The organism is Streptomyces sp. WMMB 322 (assembly GCF_900090145.1).
Taxonomy (GTDB): domain Bacteria; phylum Actinomycetota; class Actinomycetes; order Streptomycetales; family Streptomycetaceae; genus Streptomyces.
Window position 1 is genome coordinate 635,536 of the sequence record NZ_FMHI01000001.1, and the last position, 14,675, is coordinate 650,210.

Sequence of the window (14,675 nt, forward strand, 5' to 3'; positions counted from 1 at the left end):
ACGGCTTTCAACCCAGCAGCTGCGCCCAGACGGCGCTGCCGCGCGTGACCGGGGAGACCGCAACGCCCCAGCACTCGGCCAGCGATTCGACGATGTACAGCCCGCGCCCCGACTCCTTCTCGGCCGTCGGCGCGGCCGGCTGCGGTGCGCGGCTGCTGGTGTCGTCGTCGTGCACCTCCACGCGCACCCCGTGGTAGGGGGAGTAGGACGTGGCGCACACGATCCACACGCTGTCGGTGTGCGTGACCGCGTTGGTGATCAACTCCGTGAGCACCAGGGCGGCTTGCTCGCGTAAATCGGGGGAGGCGCCTCGGCGCGTGAGCCAGCGGTCCAGCGAGTGCCGGGCCCGGGGGACGCTGACGTCCTCGGCCGGGAGCCGGAGCGCGTGTGAATCCGTACCGGGGCCGGTCGGGGGGCGCGGTGGGCGGTGGTGCGTGGGGGGCACGCTCAAGGGGAGCACGAGCTCACTATGGGCGCTGCGGTCTTCAACTCGCAAGCTTCCTTCTGATAATTTCAGACTGAAGGCGCAATCAAGCGGCTTGAGTTGGCGCATTTTGGTGCGTCTCCCGATCGGTTGCGGCCGTACTGTACGGTCCTGCTCAGCGCTGGCCGGCCCGCCGCGCGACCTCGGGAGGTGAGGGCGTGACCGATGCACTGCCGAGCGGATCGAGCGCTCCGACGGTGCTGCGCATCATCCTCGGGAAGCGGCTCAGGGAGCTCCGCGAGCGCCAGGGGATCAAGCTCGACGCCGCGGCCAAGGTGCTGGGCGTGAACCACCTGACGATCAGGCGCATGGAGAACGCGCAGGTCGGTCTCAAAGTCCCTTACGTAAAGGAGCTGTTGAGGCTCTACGGCGTGGCCGATGCCGAGATCGACGAGTTCGGCGCCATGGCCGAGCGGGCCAACGCTCCCGGCTGGTGGTATCCCTTCCGCGACGCCCTGCCCGACTGGTTCCGCGGCTACGTGAGCCTCGAGACGGACGCCGAGGTCATCCGGGTCTACGAACCCCACTACGTGACGGGGCTGTTGCAGACACGGGAGTACGCCCGTGCCGTCATCAGCGCCGGATTCCCCAACGAGGCCCCGGAGTCGCTGGAGCACCGCGTCGAACTGCGGTTGAGACGCCAGGAGTTGCTGGAGCGGACCGACGCGCCGACGTTGTGGGTCGTACTGGAGGAGGCGGCTCTGCGCCGCGAGGTCGGCGGTCCGCAGGTCATGAGGGAACAGCTGGACCGGCTGGCCGAGGCGGCCGAGATGCCGAACATCACGCTGCGGATCGTGCCGCTCGCTGCGGGCCCGCACCCGGGGACCGGCGGTCACGTGACGTACTTCCGTTTCGGAGAGCGGGAGTTGCAGGACATCGTCTACACCGAAGTCGGGCTGACCAGCGCGGTCTATCTGGACCAGCGGCCCGACGTGGTCACGCATCTGGAGGCGCTCACCCGCGTCTCGCTGCTGGCCGCGGACCATGTGCCGGACCCCCGTACGTATCTGGCCAATCTGCGTAAGGAGTTCGACAAATGACCCTTGAGAACAGCTGAACACTCTCGACACGGCCGACCCGAGCCCCCGGGACCGACCCGACCCCCCGGGACCGACCCGACCCCCCGGGACCGACCCGACCGACCCCACCGACCGGACCGGACCGACCCGACCCGCCCATATGGCCTCGGGGCCCGGCGTCCGGCTCACCGAGCACCAGCGCAGCACCGACCGGCACACCCCGCACAACCCCCCAGCACCCCGCACAACCCCCAGCACAGTCTCCACAGTTGGAACCGACCACCGCCGGGCGGCCGACGGAGGAAGCACTTCGCCGTGTGACTTCCCCGCCGGCCCGTACGGCAGAAATGGGATGACCGATGACCACGTCCGGCAAGCCGGAGATCGACACCAGCCGGCCCCACTCGGCCCGGATGTACGACTACTACCTGGGCGGCAAGGACTGGTATCCCGTCGATGAGCAGGCGGCGGAGAAGGTCCTCCAGGCCTGCCCGCAGATCCGTCTCACCGCCGAGACCAACCGCTCGTTCATGCACCGGGCGACGCGGACTCTCGCCGCCGAGTACGGGGTCCGGCAGTTCGTCGACATCGGCACGGGCATTCCGACCCCCCCGAATCTCCACCAGATAGCCCAGGAGGTGGCGCCCGAGTCCTGCGTCGTCTACGCGGACCACGACGCCACCGTGCTGGAGTACGCGCACGTGCTGATGCGCAGCACCCCCGAGGGCCGCACCGCCTACATCAACGCCGACGTACGCGACGACGACATCCTCGGCTCGCCGCAGCTGCGCGAGGTCATCGATCTGGACAAGCCGGTCGCTCTGTCGCTCGTCGCGCTCCTCCACTTCGTACCCGACGACCGCAAGCCGTACGAGATCGTCCGGGGCCTGCTCGACCAGCTCGCGTCCGGCAGCTTCCTGGTGCTCAGCCACGTCACGGCCGACTTCGACGCCGCGGCCTGGCAGGGCGTGAAGAAGGTCTACGACGCGGGCGGCACGACCGTGGCGCTGCGCGACAAGCAGGAGTTCGGACGCTTCTTCGACGGACTGGATGTGATCGACCCCGGAGTGACGGTCGCCCACGAGTGGCGTCCCGGGGATCCCTCCGAAGTCAGCGGCGAGGACCCCGAGTTGCTCCGCAGCGCCGCGCTCTATGCGGGGGTCGGGAGGAAGCCGTGAGCGCCTCTCCCGGAGAGCCCTCGGGGCGTGGCGGCGCCCCGAGGCCGACCGAGCACCAGCTGGCGATGGCGCGCGTGCGCGCCCGCACCACGGGGGAGTCCCTCTCGCACGTGCTGTCCGTCTTCATGGGCGCCGGCCGGTACGGAAAGGAGCCCGGCGGGCCGTCGACGGGGCCCGAGGCTCCGCTCGCCGACGGCGGCGCGTGCCCGTCCGGGACGGGCCGCGAGGAGGACGCCGCCCGACTCGCCCCGGTGATCCCGCTGTTGCGGGCTCGCGGCGCCGGCGGCTCCACCGGAGACGACGCCTCCGGCGACCGGGCGGACGACTGACACCGGGACCGGCACCGGCACCGGGACCGGCACCTCGTCGATGCCGGACGACGGACCGACCCCGGCCGACCCCGGTCCCGCCCCGGCCCTGGCACCGCCCCGGGCCCGGCAGGGTCAGACGGCCGGCGCTGCGGACGGCTCCGCTGAGCCGCTCACCGGGATCGTCTGCTCGGCCCAGATGACCTTGCCGTCCTTGGTGTAGCGGGTGCCCCAGCGGTCGGTCAGCTGGGCGACGAGGAAGAGACCGCGTCCGCCTTCGTCGGTGGTGGCCGCGTAGCGCAGGTGCGGCGAGGTGCTGCTGCGGTCGGAGACCTCGCAGATGAGCGAACGGTCGCGCAGCAGCCGCACCTTGATCGGCCCGATGCCGTGTTGCATGGCGTTCGTGGTCAGTTCGCTGACGATCAGCTCCGTGGTCTCCACCAGCTCCTCCAGCCCCCACTCCGCGAGCTGCGCGGGAACGGCCCCGCGCAGACGCACGACCTGCTCGGGATCGGCCTCGATGTCCCATTCGGCGACCTGCCCGCTCTCCACCACCCGCGTGCGGGCGACGAGCAGCGCGATGTCGTCCCTCTGGGGTTCCGGCAGCATGGCGCCGAGGACCGCGTCGCAGGTCTCCTCGGGTGGCAGGGGCGCGTGCGCCAGGGCCTCGCGGAGCAGGTCCAGCCCGGTGTCGATGTCCTCGCCGCGGCGCTCGACGAGGCCGTCGGTGTAGAGGACGAGGCGAACACCCTCCGGAAGCTCCAACTCGGCGGTCTCGAAGGGCAGTCCGCCGATGCCGAGGGGAAGGCCGGCGGGCACCTCGGGGAACTCGACCCTGCCGTCGGGATACGCCAGCGCCGGGGACGGGTGACCGGCCCTGGCGACGGCGCAGTTCCGGGAGACGGGGTCGTAGATCGCGTACAGGCAGGTGGCGCCACTGATCGTGGCGTCGTCGCCCGCGTCGAGTGCGTCCTGGTCGATGCGGGTGACCAACTCGTCCAGATGGCTGAGGATTTCGTCGGGCGGCAGGTCGAGGGAGGAGAAGTTGTGCACGGCCGTGCGCAGCCGTCCCATCGTGGCCGCGGCATGCAGTCCGTGCCCGACGACGTCTCCCATGATCAGCGCGACGCGGATCCCCGGCAGCGGGATGACGTCGAACCAGTCGCCGCCCACGCCCTCCTGCGCGGGCAGATAACGCGAGGCCACCTCCACGGCGTCCGGCTCGGGCAGGGCGCGCGGCAGCAGGCTCCGTTGCAGCGCCACCGCCATGCTGTGCTCGCGGGTGTAGCGGCGCGCGTTGTCGAGGGAGACGGCGGCGCGGGCAGCCAGTTCGGAGGCGAGGGTGAGGTCGTCGTCCTCGAAGGGCCCGGGCTTCTCGGAGCGCCAGAAGTTGACGACGCCCAGCAGCACGCCGCGGGCGGCCAGGGGCGCCGCGATCAGCGAGTGGATGCCGTAGTCGACGACCTGGGCGGCCCGCTCGGGGTCCACCGCCTGCCATCCCGGGGCGTCGGCCAGGGAAGGCACCAGGACTGCCCGCCCGGTCGCGAAGCTGCGTGCCTGCGGTGACGACGGCACGAAAGTGATCAGGTCCCCGACGGCGAAGAGGGGAGCGTCGTCGTGGATGCCGCTGAATGCCGTGCGCCGCATCCTCGTGCCGCCGCCGCTCGTGGTGATACCGGCGCCGTCCACTCCCGGTTCCTCGCCGTGCAGCACGGGCTCGGCAAGGTCGACGGTGATGTAGTCGGCGAGACGCGGGACGGCGACCTGTGCCAGCTCCTCGGCGGTGTGCGTCACATCGAGGGTCGTGCCGACGCGGCCGGTCGCGTCGTAGAGCAGCCTCAACCGCCGGCGGACCACCTCGACCCTCTGTGACGCCTCGCCGATCATTTCGATGATCTCGGCGCGGCCGAGCTGCTGCTCCCGCGTCACCGTGTCGACGGCGAGGCGTGCGGACGCGGCGCCGACGGAGCCGGCGAGCTGGGTTTCCGCGTGATGGATCAGGTCGGGGGTTGCTTCGGCGGCCGGTGAGCCGGGCAGGTCTCCCGGGTAGGCGTGCAGGACCCGTTCGGCGCGGTTCTTCCCGAGGAAGCGCTCCAGCAGGGTCCGCAGTTCGCCGACGGTGGTACGGGCGTGCCAGCGCGGCTCCCCGGCGGGCTCCGCGAGGATGTCCACGAACTGCACCGCCTGGGCCCGTTCCCCGGCGCTCGGACGGTCGGAGAGCGAGACCAGGACGTAGAGGCCGAGGTTCAGCAGTGCACTCCAGAACATCGCATGGCTGATCGGCTCCAGCCCTGTCAGGCCGAACAGCTGCTGTGGCCGGAGCCACCCGATGCCGAACGGGCCCTCGCGCAGGAACGAGTCGGGCAGCAGCCCTGCAGCGGCGAAGTTCGGCAGCAGCAGGGTGTACGCCCACACGGCGAACCCTGCGAGGAGGCCGGTCAGCGCGCCCCGGCGGGTGCCGCCCTTCCAGAACAGGCCGCCCAGGACGGCGGGCGCGAACTGGGCCACCGCCGCGAACGACACGGTGCCGATCGCCCCCAGCGTCGGCCCTTCGCCGGCCAGCCGGAAGTAGGCGTACCCGAGCAGCAGGAGCAGCACGATGGTCGCCCGGCGGATGCCCAGCATCAGCCCCGCGAGGTCGTCCCGCTGCACCAGACGGGACCTCGCGTGCAGCAGCAGCGGCATCACCAGCGAGTTCGACACCATGGTGCTGAGCGCCACCGCCTCGACGATGATCATGCTGGTGCCCGCGCTCATGCCGCCGATGAAGACCAGCAGGGCGAGCACCTGGGGGCCCTCGGCCATCGGCAGGGTCAGCATGTAGGTGTCGGCGTCGACGGACTTTCCGAACGTCAGCAGCCCGCCGGCCGCGATCGGAAGCACGAAGAAGGTGAACGCGAGCAGGTACAGCGGGAAGAGCCACATCGCCCGTTTGAGGTGCCGCTCGTCGACGTTCTCGACGACGATCATCTGCCACTGCCTGGGCAGCAGCACGATCGCGAACACGGCCAGCAGGTTCAGCCAGATCCAGGTGCCGTAACTCGTCTGCTCCCCCAGCGAGAAGAGCTGCGAGAAGTCGGCGTCCGCCGCACGGGAGAACAGGTCACCGAATCCCCCGAACAACCAGAACACCACGAAGATGCCGACCAGCAGGAACATCATGAGCTTGACGGCCGATTCGAACGCGATCGCGGCGACGACGCCCTCGTGGCGCTCGGTGGTGTCCAGGTGGCGGGTGCCGAAGAGGATGGTGAAGGCGGCCAGCAGCAGCGCCAAGTAGAACGCCGAGTCCTGGAGCGGCGAGATGTGGCCCAGCTCCGCGGTGGAAGTGATCTGAGGATGCCGCCGGAGGATCTCGAAGGCGTTGGAGAGCGCCTTGAGCTGGAGCGCGATGTAGGGAACGATCCCGATCACGGCGATGATCGTCACCAGGCCGCCCAGCGCGGCGCTCTTGCCGTAGCGGGCGGAGACGAAGTCGGCCAGCGATGTGATGCGCTGCCGGCGGCTGATCCGGATGATTCTGCGCAGCACCAGCCAGCCCAGCGCGAACAGGATCGTCGGGCCCAGATAGACGGACAGGAAGCCGATACCGTCCTCGGCCGCCGTGCCGACGTTGCCGTAGAAGGCCCATGCGGTCTCGTACACCGCGAGGGACAGCGCGTAGACCGTCGCGCTCTTGATCACGCTCCGGCCGGTGTCCGCCCGCCGGTCCGCCCAGAAGGCCACGGCGAAGAGGAGCCCGACATACACCAGCGAAACGGTGACGATGACCCAGGTCTGAAGCAGCACGGCGCTACCTCGATCTGCCGCAGATGACCGCGACCAGAGCGACCACAACCGCCCAGGCGACGTAGATGTAGACCCAGATCACCGGTACGCCGAAGATCCGGTCGCCGCGGTCGAACTGCGCAAGCAGCGGCGGGACGAACAGCACGATCCCCAGCGCTGCCACGGCCACGAGGCGCCCGTTGAGCTGCTCGTCGTCTCGCGGCTCCGCCACGGGCTGCCTCCGCTTCCTCGCTGTCACGCCTGGCGACCGCCCAGGTGCGTCCGGTGCCGTACCGGCTCCCGCCACAGGCGGCACCCCGACCAGTTCAACACGTGGTAGTCGCACATGCACTCTGCGCGACTTCTTCCTCAGCACCTTCCGTCCGCTCGGGTGTGGCATCCGTGCGGGCGGGGCGGGCAGCCGGCGGTTCCCGCCGGGCGTCCTCAGCCGTGGGTCCGCAGTGCGAGGAGCTCCGGGGCGAGGACGGTGACCGTGCGGCGGTCGAACTCGATCAGGCCGTCCCGGCGGAGCCGGGAGAGTGCACGATTGACCGTCACTCTGGTGACGCCCAGCAGGTCGGCCAGGACCTGCTGCGTACCCGGCAGGCGGACGCTTCCCCCGGCGTCCGACGCGGCCTCGTTCAGCAGCCAGGCCGCCAGCCTGGCCTCCGCGGGCATCGTCGCCGTCGCAGTGAGCTTTTCCTGCTGACTCCGGGCCTGGCCGGCAAGAACGCGCAGGACGTGCCCGCGCACGGAAGGCACATCGTCGATCGCGGCCAGGAAACGGTCACGCGGCAGGGTCCGTATCGAACACGGCGTGAGCGCGGTGAAGGTGGCGGTGTGGCCGTGACCGTCGATCACGGCGACCTTGTCGAGCGCGCAGGGGCCGCTCCACTCGCCGAAGCGGACGACGCGGCCCGAGCGCGTGGCGGCGGTGGCAGCCACCCGGCCACGCAGCAGCAGCACTAGATGCGACGCCGGGTCGCCCGCATTGCGCAGCGCGTCTCCGGCCGGCCAGTCGCGTGCGAGCGAGTCCGTCCAGAGGGTGCGCAACTGGTCGTCCGGCAGCCCGGCCAGCAGCGGAATCCCGCTCAGTGAGCGCCACTGCGCTTCGGTATCAGCTGATACAGACCCCGGCATCCTCAGAACCTACCTTCGGGCGCATGCTGATCGTCGAACTCGCTTTCACAGCCACCCCGGAGCGCCTGGCGGCACGTCCCGCGCATCGTGTGCTCCTCCAGCGCCTGCATGAGGAGGGCTCTCTCGTCGCCGCCGGCCCGTGGGCGGACGACACGGGTGCGCTGCTCGTCTTCGACACGGAGCGCGGGGAGCTGGACCGCCTGCTCGAAACCGATCCGTACTACCGCACGCCCGGGGTCGAGGTGCTCGGCGTCCGCGAGTGGGCGCCGGTGGTCGGCCGGGAACGGATGGTTCACGACGCCGCCTGAGCGGCGGCCCGTTCGCGTGAACCGGCCGCGCCCGGTGCGCGGGGCCCGGTGCGCGGTGCCTGGTACGCGGCACCTGCGTACCAGTACGACTCCGTGGACACGCTCGTTCACTGTCTGTGACCATTGTGGAGATGCAGCAGGTCAGGGCGGGCGGTACCGGAGGGGGCCGGAAATGGCACAGAGCGCGGGCAGGTCTTGGGCGAGCGAGCCGGACACGTCGGACAGCCTCAAGGCCTTCGGTGCGATCGTGAAGGTCTTCCGCGAACGCGCGGGGCTCACTCAGGAGGCGCTGGCCGCGCTGGTGTCGTACTCGCACCCGATGATCTCCTCGATCGAGCAGGGCCGCCGGCTGCCGCCGCCCGACTTCGTCGAGAAGGCCGAGGAGGCGCTGGACGCCTTCGGGGTGCTGCGTGCGGCGGCGCAGCACGTGGGGCGGCAGCCGGGGCTCGCGACGTGGTTCCGGGAGTGGGCGCGGCTGGAGAAGGAGGCCGTCAATCTGTGCACGTACGAGTGCCGCCTGGTGCCGGGGCTGCTCCAGAGCGAGACGTATGCCCGCGCCGTCTTCGACAACAGGCTGCCGCCGCTGACGGACTCCCAGCTCGAATCCCAGGTCGCCGCGCGGGCGGAGCGGCAGCGGCTGCTGACAGAGCATCCCGGGACGCCGTTCAGCTTCATTGTCGAGGAGTCCGTGCTGATGCGGCGGCTGGGCGGCAGGGAGGTCACCCAAGAACAGCTCGAACACCTGCTGGAGAGCGGGCAGTTGCGGAACGTGGAGATCCAGGTCGTGCCCGCAGACCGGGAGGAGCACGCGTGTCTCGATGGACCCGTCGCACTGCTGGAGACTCCGCAGCACCGCTGGCTGGGCTACAGCGAGGGCCAGAAGAACGGACGGTTGGTCTCTGACCCGAAAGAGGTCAGCGTGCTCCAGATGCGGTATGCCAAGATGCGCTCGCAGGCTCTCTCCCACACCGAGTCGACGAGCCTGCTTCAGCGGATGCGAGGAGCGCTATGAGCACCGGACCGACCTGGTTCAAGTCGAGCTACAGCGGCACTTCGGGCGACAGCTGCGTCGAAGTCGCCCTCTCCTGGAGCAAGTCCAGCTACAGCGGCACCGAGGGCGACAACTGCGTCGAGGTCGCCGCCTGCCCCGGCACCGTCCACGTACGGGACTCCAAGGACACCGAAGGCCCCCAGCTCGCCCTCGCCCCCGGCGCCTGGACGGCCTTCGTCTCCTACGCCGCGTCCCACGACGCACACGCGTAACTCCCGCTCCCCATGCGGCGGTTCGAGGGGTACGCGGCGCTGGTCACCGGCGCGGGCCAGGGGATCGGCGCCGCCGTCTCCCGGCGGCTGGCCGACGAGGGCGCGCGGGTGGCGGTGACCGACCTGGACGGCGCGCGTGCCGCCCGTACCGCCGAGCAGATCCGCGAAGCAGGCGGTGAGGCAACGGCGTCGACGTGCGACGTGGGGGACCGGGCGGCGGTCGAGGCGGCCGTGACGGAGGCCGTCCGCACCTTCGGCCGTCTCGACGTCCTCGTCAACAACGCCTACTCCTGCCACCCGGACGCGGAGTTGCTGGAGGACGAGCCCGACGAGGTCTGGGAAGCCGACCTGGGCATCACCCTCACCGGCGCCTTCCGCTGCGCCCGCGCGGCGATGCCGCACCTCGCGGCGGCCGGAGGGCGCGGCGCGATCGTCAACATCGGTTCCGTCAACGGCATTCAGGACTTCGGCAACCACGCCTACAGCGCCGCCAAGGCCGGCCTGATCTCCCTCACCCGCACGCTCGCCGGGGACGGCGGGCCGCGCGGCGTACGCGTCAACCTCGTCGCGCCCGGCACGGTGCACACCGGCGCCTGGGCGGGACGCGACGCGGCCCTGGAACGCGCCGCGACGCTCTACCCGCTGGGCCGGGTCGGCCGCCCGGACGACATCGCCGCGGCCGTCGCCTTCCTCGCCTCCTCCGACGCGGAGTGGATCACGGGCGTCACGCTTCCCGTCGACGGCGGCATCACCGCGGTCAACTCCGGCTTCCAGCAGGCGATGAGGGACACGAGCGACGAGTCGGGCGGGGCGACTCCGCCCAGTGATGCCTGACGGCTCCGTCAGGAAGACTCGCACCCTTGTGTCCTTCGCCAACGCGTGATCCGAGGCCGCGGGGACCGAGGCGTGGTCCCGGAGTTTTGCGAGCCCGGCAGCCCCGCGAGTCCTAGCTCCACTCGCTGAGCATCGCGCGATGCTCGGTCGAGCTCTGCTGCAAGAGCCCGAGCAGTTCTTCCTCCGCGCGTACAAGACTCTCGAAGGCCTCGCGTGCCGCCGGTTCTGCCATCGCCGCGTCGTCGTGGACGCCGTCGGGCAGATTGCGATACCCCTCCATCGCGTCAGCGGTGGCGGCCAGTTGCGACGCGAGGGCGCGGTGCTCGCCCACCAGCCTTTCGTAGGCGCCGTACTCCGCCCGGCTCTCGTCGCTGGTCAACACCAGGGCCTGCATGTGGTTGTCCAGCACGTTCGCCAACCCGGCCAGCACCCTGCCGATCGTCCGAGGCAGGGCCGCGTTCGCCGCCAAGCCCTTACCGCATGTCCACTCTTCCTCTTCCATGGGTTCCCCTCGGAGAAGGTCTCGTCGTTTCGTCCGGCCGGCCGACGGAGCCGTACGGAACAGGGCGCCGCGTCCAGCCGGGTCTCCGTGCTCACTTCCCGGTCAGCGTCGCGCCCGGCGCCGGGGCGGTCGTGGTGCGGGCGGCCCGGCAGTGGCCGGACTCCTCCAGCGCGGAGGCGATCGCGGCGGCCGATGCTGCGTCCGCAGCCAGGAACGCGCACGTCGGGCCCGAGCCGGAGACCAGGGCGGCCGATGCGCCCGCAGCAGTGCCCGTCTTGAGGGTGTCGGCCAGCGACGGGCGCAGCGAAAGCGCCGCCGCCTGAAGGTCGTTGGAGACGGACGCGGCAAGCTCCGCCGCGTCGCCCGTGCGCAGCGCGTCGAGCAGCCGCTCCGAAGGCCGCGGCTCCGGAACGGAGTCGATGCCCGCGCCTGTGCCGGAGGCCTCGCGCAGCCTGTCGCACTCCCGGTAGACCTCCGGTGTCGACAGCCCGCCGTCTGCGAGGGCGAAAACCCAGTGGAAGGTGCCGCCGGTCTCCAGGGGCGTCAGCAGCTCGCCACGTCCCTGACCGAGCGCGGCGCCGCCGACGAGCGCGAACGGCACGTCGGACCCCAACTCCGCGCAAAGCGCGAGCAGTTCGTCCCGTGACGTCCTCGTACCCCACAGCGCGTCGCACGCCAGCAAGGCGCCCGCGGCGTCGGCGCTGCCGCCCGCCATGCCGCCCGCGACGGGGATGTCCTTCGCGATGTGCAGCCGCACGTGCGGCTCCCGCCCGTGGTGCGCGGCCAGCAGCCGGGCCGCCCGCGTCGCCAGGTTGCTCTCGTCCAGCGGTACGTGCTCCGCGTCCGTGCCCGAGACGGTGAGCCGGAACCCCTCGTACGGGCTCGCGGTGACCTCGTCGTGGAGGCCGACGGCGAGGAAGACGTTGGCCAGTCCGTGGAAGCCGTCGGGGCGCAGACCGCCCACCGCAAGCTGGACGTTGACCTTCGCGGGGACCCGCACCGTCAACCCGTCGGCAGCGCCTTGCGGTCCGGTGCCTCTCTCGTCTCTCACGCGGCTTTCTCCTTGTGCTTCGTGCCCTGCTCCGCGATCGCAGCGAACTCCTCGACCGTCAGCTGCTCCCCGCGCGCACGCGGCGAGACACCCGCGCCCGTCAGCGCCTCCTCGGCCGCCGCGGCGGAACCGGCCCAGCGCGCGAGCGCCGACCGCAGCGTCTTGCGGCGCTGCGCGAACGCCGCGTCCACCACGGTGAACACCTCCTCACGCGTGGCACGCGTGCGCGGCGGATCACGCCGTACGAGCGAGACCAGCCCGGAGTCCACGTTCGGGGCGGGCCAGAAGACGTTCCGGCCGATCGCGCCCGCCCGCTTCACCTCGCAGTACCAGGCGGCCTTCACCGACGGCACGCCGTAGACCCGCGAACCGGGCGCCGCCGCAAGCCTGTCGGCGACCTCCGACTGGACCATGACCAGGCAGCGCCGCAGCGTCGGGAAGGACGCCAGCATGTTCAGCAGCACCGGAACGGCCACGTTGTAGGGGAGGTTGGCGACCAGCGCGGTCGGCGGCGGCCCCGGCAGCCTCGTCACCTCCATCGCGTCCGCGTGCACGAGCGTGAAGTGCCCGGCGCGGTGCGGCAGTCGGGACTCGACCGTGGCCGGCAGGCCGGCCGCGAGCGCGTCGTCCACCTCGACGGCGACGACGCGGTCCGCGCTCTGCAGGAGCGCCAGGGTCAGCGAGCCCAGGCCGGGCCCGACTTCGAGCACCACGTCGTCGGAGTGGATGCCGGCCGTGCGCACGATCCTGCGCACCGTGTTCGCGTCGATGACGAAGTTCTGACCGCGCTGCTTCGTCGGGCGCACACCCAGCGCGCCCGCCAGTTCGCGGATGTCCGCGGCGCCCATGAGGGGGCCCGGGTGGCCCGGGCCGTGCTCCTGCTCCGGCTCGCGCTCGGCATCGGGCTCGTGCGCGGCGTCCGGCTGCGGCTCGGCGTCCGGGTCGTGCTCGGCGTCCGGGTCGTGGTCGTGGTCGGGCCCCTGACCGGGGTCGTGATCAGGGTGATGATCAGGGTCGTGGGCTGCGGTCACTGCGACAGTTTACGGCCGCAGTACGGCCACGGACTCGCCCCCTGCGAGACGTACAGCTTCTTCGCGCGGTAGGTCTGCTCGTGCTCCGGGGCGTGCTGCGGGCGGCCACTGCCCCCCAGTGCGTGCCAGGTGGAGGTGTCGAACTGGTAGAGCCCGCCGTGGTGTCCGGAGGCGTCCACGGCGCCCGGGCGTCCGCCCGACTCGCACTGCGCCAGCGCCCCCCAGTTGAGGTGGTCTGCGCCCGGCACGGACTGCGGCAGCGGAAGGGTGCCGACGCGGATGATCTGGTTGCGCGGATGCCGCAACACCTCGACGGCGATGCGGCGCGGCTTCTTCCGTACGCCGTTGACGGTGCGCAGCCGGTAGGTGACGCGGCGGAGACCCTGTCTGCCCTCCCGTGCCACGACCTCGGTGCCCTGCGGCAGTCGAGGATCCGCCTGCCGCAGGGTCTTGAAGGGGATCCGCTCCTCCTTGACCTTCTCGCTGCCGATGATCCTCATCACGGTGATGGTCTGCCCGTCGCGCGGGAGGCTGTCCAACGGCGCGGACGCGGTGTCGAGACCGTCCAGCTCGATGCCTGCCTCCGTGAGCGCTTCGAGGACCGTGCCGGCGTTCGTGCGCACGGACTTCTCGTGGCCGTCGGCGAGGAAGGTGACGGTGCGCTCCGTGAACACCTCCAGCCGCAGGCCGCTCCTGGGGATTTCGGCGCTCGGAGCGAGCGACAGGGCCGCACCCCGGGTCCGTACGCCCATGCGCCGCAGCGCGTCGTCGACCGTGCGGGAGGTGGTCCACACGCGGTGGCGCGTGCCGTCGAGAGTGAGATCCAGGGGGCGGCCGTGGCTGAAGGCGACCTCGTCCCCGTCGGCCAGCGGCCGGTCCGGGGACGGGCCCACGCTGTCGTGTTCGCCCAGCTCCACGCCTTCGTCGGCGAGGAGTTCACCGACGTCGTCGGCGAAGGTGTGCAGCGTGCGGGGCGTGCCGTCGACACTCAGCCGCACCTCCTTGTCGTGTGCGACGAATGCCGAGGTGCCGCCCGCCAGGAACGCCACGACGAGTGCCTGCGGCACCAACCGGCGCAGAGTCTCGGGGCGTTGGGCGGCCTTGCGCTCGCGAGCCGCACGGCGCAGGGCGGCGCGCCCGCCCTCGGGCCGCGCGGAGGCAGCCTGTTCGTATTGTTCGTAGGAAGGCCGGTAGGTGTCGGGCGGGTACGTGTCGGGCGGATGGACGTCGGACTGGTGGGTGTCGGGCCGGCGGGTGCCGGACCGGCGGGTGTCGTCGGGGACGCGGCCCTGACGTGACGGCGATGCGGCCGGCGCGGCGTGCCGGCCGGTCGGTGCCGGGGCGGCCGGTGCCGGGCCGGTTGGTGCCGGTGCGGCCGGTGCGGCCGGTGCGGCGTGCCGTGCGGCCGGTGCCTGGGCGGGCGGCCGGCGGGACGTCGGTCCGGGCTGCCCGTCCGGTTTCCGGGGCGCCGGGCGGGGGACGCGCGGCGGGTACGTGGAGCGCTGCGGGGGCTGCACGGGCTGCGTGTAGAGGGAGCGCTGCGGGGGCTGCGCGTACGGGGACTGCTGCGGGTACTGCGGGGCCGGGCTGCTGTGCGGCTGGCCGGGCGCCCGGTGCCGTCCGGAGGGCGGGGCGGGTGCGTACACCGGCGGCACGTACGCGGTGGGCAGACCGGGACGGACCATCAGGCCCCGGTATTCCTCGTACTTCTGCTCCGGCACACGCGGCGACGGCGGCTTCCCCTGCTCCCCACGCGCACTTCGCCCCCCACGGCGCACCGCGCGATGAC

At 71.6% G+C, this 14,675-nt stretch carries 14 protein-coding genes and 1 pseudogene; 7 read left to right on the forward strand and 8 right to left on the reverse strand.

The window, feature by feature from the left end:
• Positions 1-7 precede the first annotated feature (7 nt).
• Positions 8-553, reverse strand: a complete 546-nt coding sequence (locus H180DRAFT_RS02670; RefSeq protein ID WP_079099776.1) for an ATP-binding protein — start codon at positions 551-553, stop codon at positions 8-10.
• An 89-nt stretch (positions 554-642) separates the two neighbouring features.
• Between H180DRAFT_RS02670 and H180DRAFT_RS02675 the strand changes: the two genes are divergently transcribed.
• The 3 genes from H180DRAFT_RS02675 to H180DRAFT_RS02685 all read left to right on the forward strand — a co-directional run bounded on the left by H180DRAFT_RS02675 (position 643) and on the right by H180DRAFT_RS02685 (position 3,010).
• Positions 643-1,524, forward strand: coding sequence for a helix-turn-helix domain-containing protein (locus tag H180DRAFT_RS02675; RefSeq protein ID WP_055484274.1), 882 nt, complete (start codon positions 643-645; stop codon positions 1,522-1,524).
• A gap of 338 nt (positions 1,525-1,862) precedes the next feature.
• Positions 1,863-2,681, forward strand: a complete 819-nt coding sequence (locus H180DRAFT_RS02680) for an SAM-dependent methyltransferase (protein WP_055484275.1) — start codon at positions 1,863-1,865, stop codon at positions 2,679-2,681.
• Positions 2,678-3,010: a hypothetical protein gene (locus tag H180DRAFT_RS02685; protein WP_055484276.1), complete on the forward strand. Its 333-nt coding sequence runs from the start codon at positions 2,678-2,680 to the stop codon at positions 3,008-3,010. The genes H180DRAFT_RS02680 and H180DRAFT_RS02685 overlap by 4 nt, the downstream gene beginning before the upstream one ends.
• Positions 3,011-3,124: 114 nt before the next feature.
• Here H180DRAFT_RS02685 and H180DRAFT_RS02690 read toward each other — a convergent pair.
• The 3 genes and pseudogenes from H180DRAFT_RS02690 to H180DRAFT_RS02700 form a co-directional block, all read right to left on the reverse strand.
• Positions 3,125-4,855 (reverse strand): annotated as a pseudogene (locus H180DRAFT_RS02690) (SpoIIE family protein phosphatase); the annotation flags it as partial.
• 1,927 nt (positions 4,856-6,782) lie between these two features.
• The gene (locus H180DRAFT_RS02695) at positions 6,783-6,989 is read right to left on the reverse strand and encodes a hypothetical protein (protein ID WP_055484278.1); all 207 of its coding nucleotides are present in this window, start codon (positions 6,987-6,989) and stop codon (positions 6,783-6,785) included.
• 212 nt (positions 6,990-7,201) lie between these two features.
• On the reverse strand, positions 7,202-7,897 hold the full coding sequence (locus tag H180DRAFT_RS02700; RefSeq protein ID WP_079099777.1) for a Crp/Fnr family transcriptional regulator: 696 nt from the start codon (positions 7,895-7,897) through the stop codon (positions 7,202-7,204).
• Positions 7,898-7,920: 23 nt separating this feature from the next.
• Here H180DRAFT_RS02700 and H180DRAFT_RS02705 point away from each other — a divergent pair, with 23 nt between their 5' ends.
• The 4 genes from H180DRAFT_RS02705 (at position 7,921) to H180DRAFT_RS02720 (ending at position 10,302) form a co-directional block, all read left to right on the forward strand.
• Positions 7,921-8,205 (forward strand): YciI family protein, encoded by a 285-nt coding sequence (locus H180DRAFT_RS02705; RefSeq protein WP_055484279.1) that lies wholly within the window; start codon positions 7,921-7,923, stop codon positions 8,203-8,205.
• A 172-nt stretch (positions 8,206-8,377) separates the two neighbouring features.
• Positions 8,378-9,217: a helix-turn-helix domain-containing protein gene (locus H180DRAFT_RS02710; RefSeq protein WP_055484280.1), complete on the forward strand. Its 840-nt coding sequence runs from the start codon at positions 8,378-8,380 to the stop codon at positions 9,215-9,217.
• Positions 9,214-9,468 carry a DUF397 domain-containing protein gene (locus H180DRAFT_RS02715; RefSeq protein WP_055484281.1) on the forward strand — a complete coding sequence of 85 codons (255 nt, stop codon included), beginning with the start codon at positions 9,214-9,216 and terminating at the stop codon, positions 9,466-9,468. Before H180DRAFT_RS02710 ends, H180DRAFT_RS02715 begins: the two co-directional genes overlap by 4 nt.
• Before the next feature lie 12 nt (positions 9,469-9,480).
• Positions 9,481-10,302 (forward strand): SDR family NAD(P)-dependent oxidoreductase, encoded by an 822-nt coding sequence (locus H180DRAFT_RS02720; RefSeq protein ID WP_055484282.1) that lies wholly within the window; start codon positions 9,481-9,483, stop codon positions 10,300-10,302.
• A 112-nt stretch (positions 10,303-10,414) separates the two neighbouring features.
• Here the strand turns inward: H180DRAFT_RS02720 and H180DRAFT_RS02725 are convergent, their stop codons facing one another.
• The 4 genes from H180DRAFT_RS02725 to H180DRAFT_RS02740 form a co-directional block, all read right to left on the reverse strand.
• Complete coding sequence (locus tag H180DRAFT_RS02725; RefSeq protein WP_055484283.1) at positions 10,415-10,804, reverse strand: hypothetical protein; 390 nt, start codon at positions 10,802-10,804, stop codon at positions 10,415-10,417.
• Positions 10,805-10,895: 91 nt separating this feature from the next.
• Positions 10,896-11,855 (reverse strand): 4-(cytidine 5'-diphospho)-2-C-methyl-D-erythritol kinase, encoded by a 960-nt coding sequence (locus H180DRAFT_RS02730; RefSeq protein ID WP_254665830.1) that lies wholly within the window; start codon positions 11,853-11,855, stop codon positions 10,896-10,898.
• Positions 11,852-12,703: a 16S rRNA (adenine(1518)-N(6)/adenine(1519)-N(6))-dimethyltransferase RsmA gene (rsmA, locus tag H180DRAFT_RS02735; RefSeq protein ID WP_055484495.1), complete on the reverse strand. Its 852-nt coding sequence runs from the start codon at positions 12,701-12,703 to the stop codon at positions 11,852-11,854. Before rsmA ends, H180DRAFT_RS02730 begins: the two co-directional genes overlap by 4 nt.
• A 179-nt stretch (positions 12,704-12,882) precedes the next feature.
• Positions 12,883-14,607, reverse strand: coding sequence for a resuscitation-promoting factor (locus H180DRAFT_RS02740; RefSeq protein ID WP_254665831.1), 1,725 nt, complete (start codon positions 14,605-14,607; stop codon positions 12,883-12,885).
• Between the last annotated feature and the right edge of the window lie 68 nt (positions 14,608-14,675).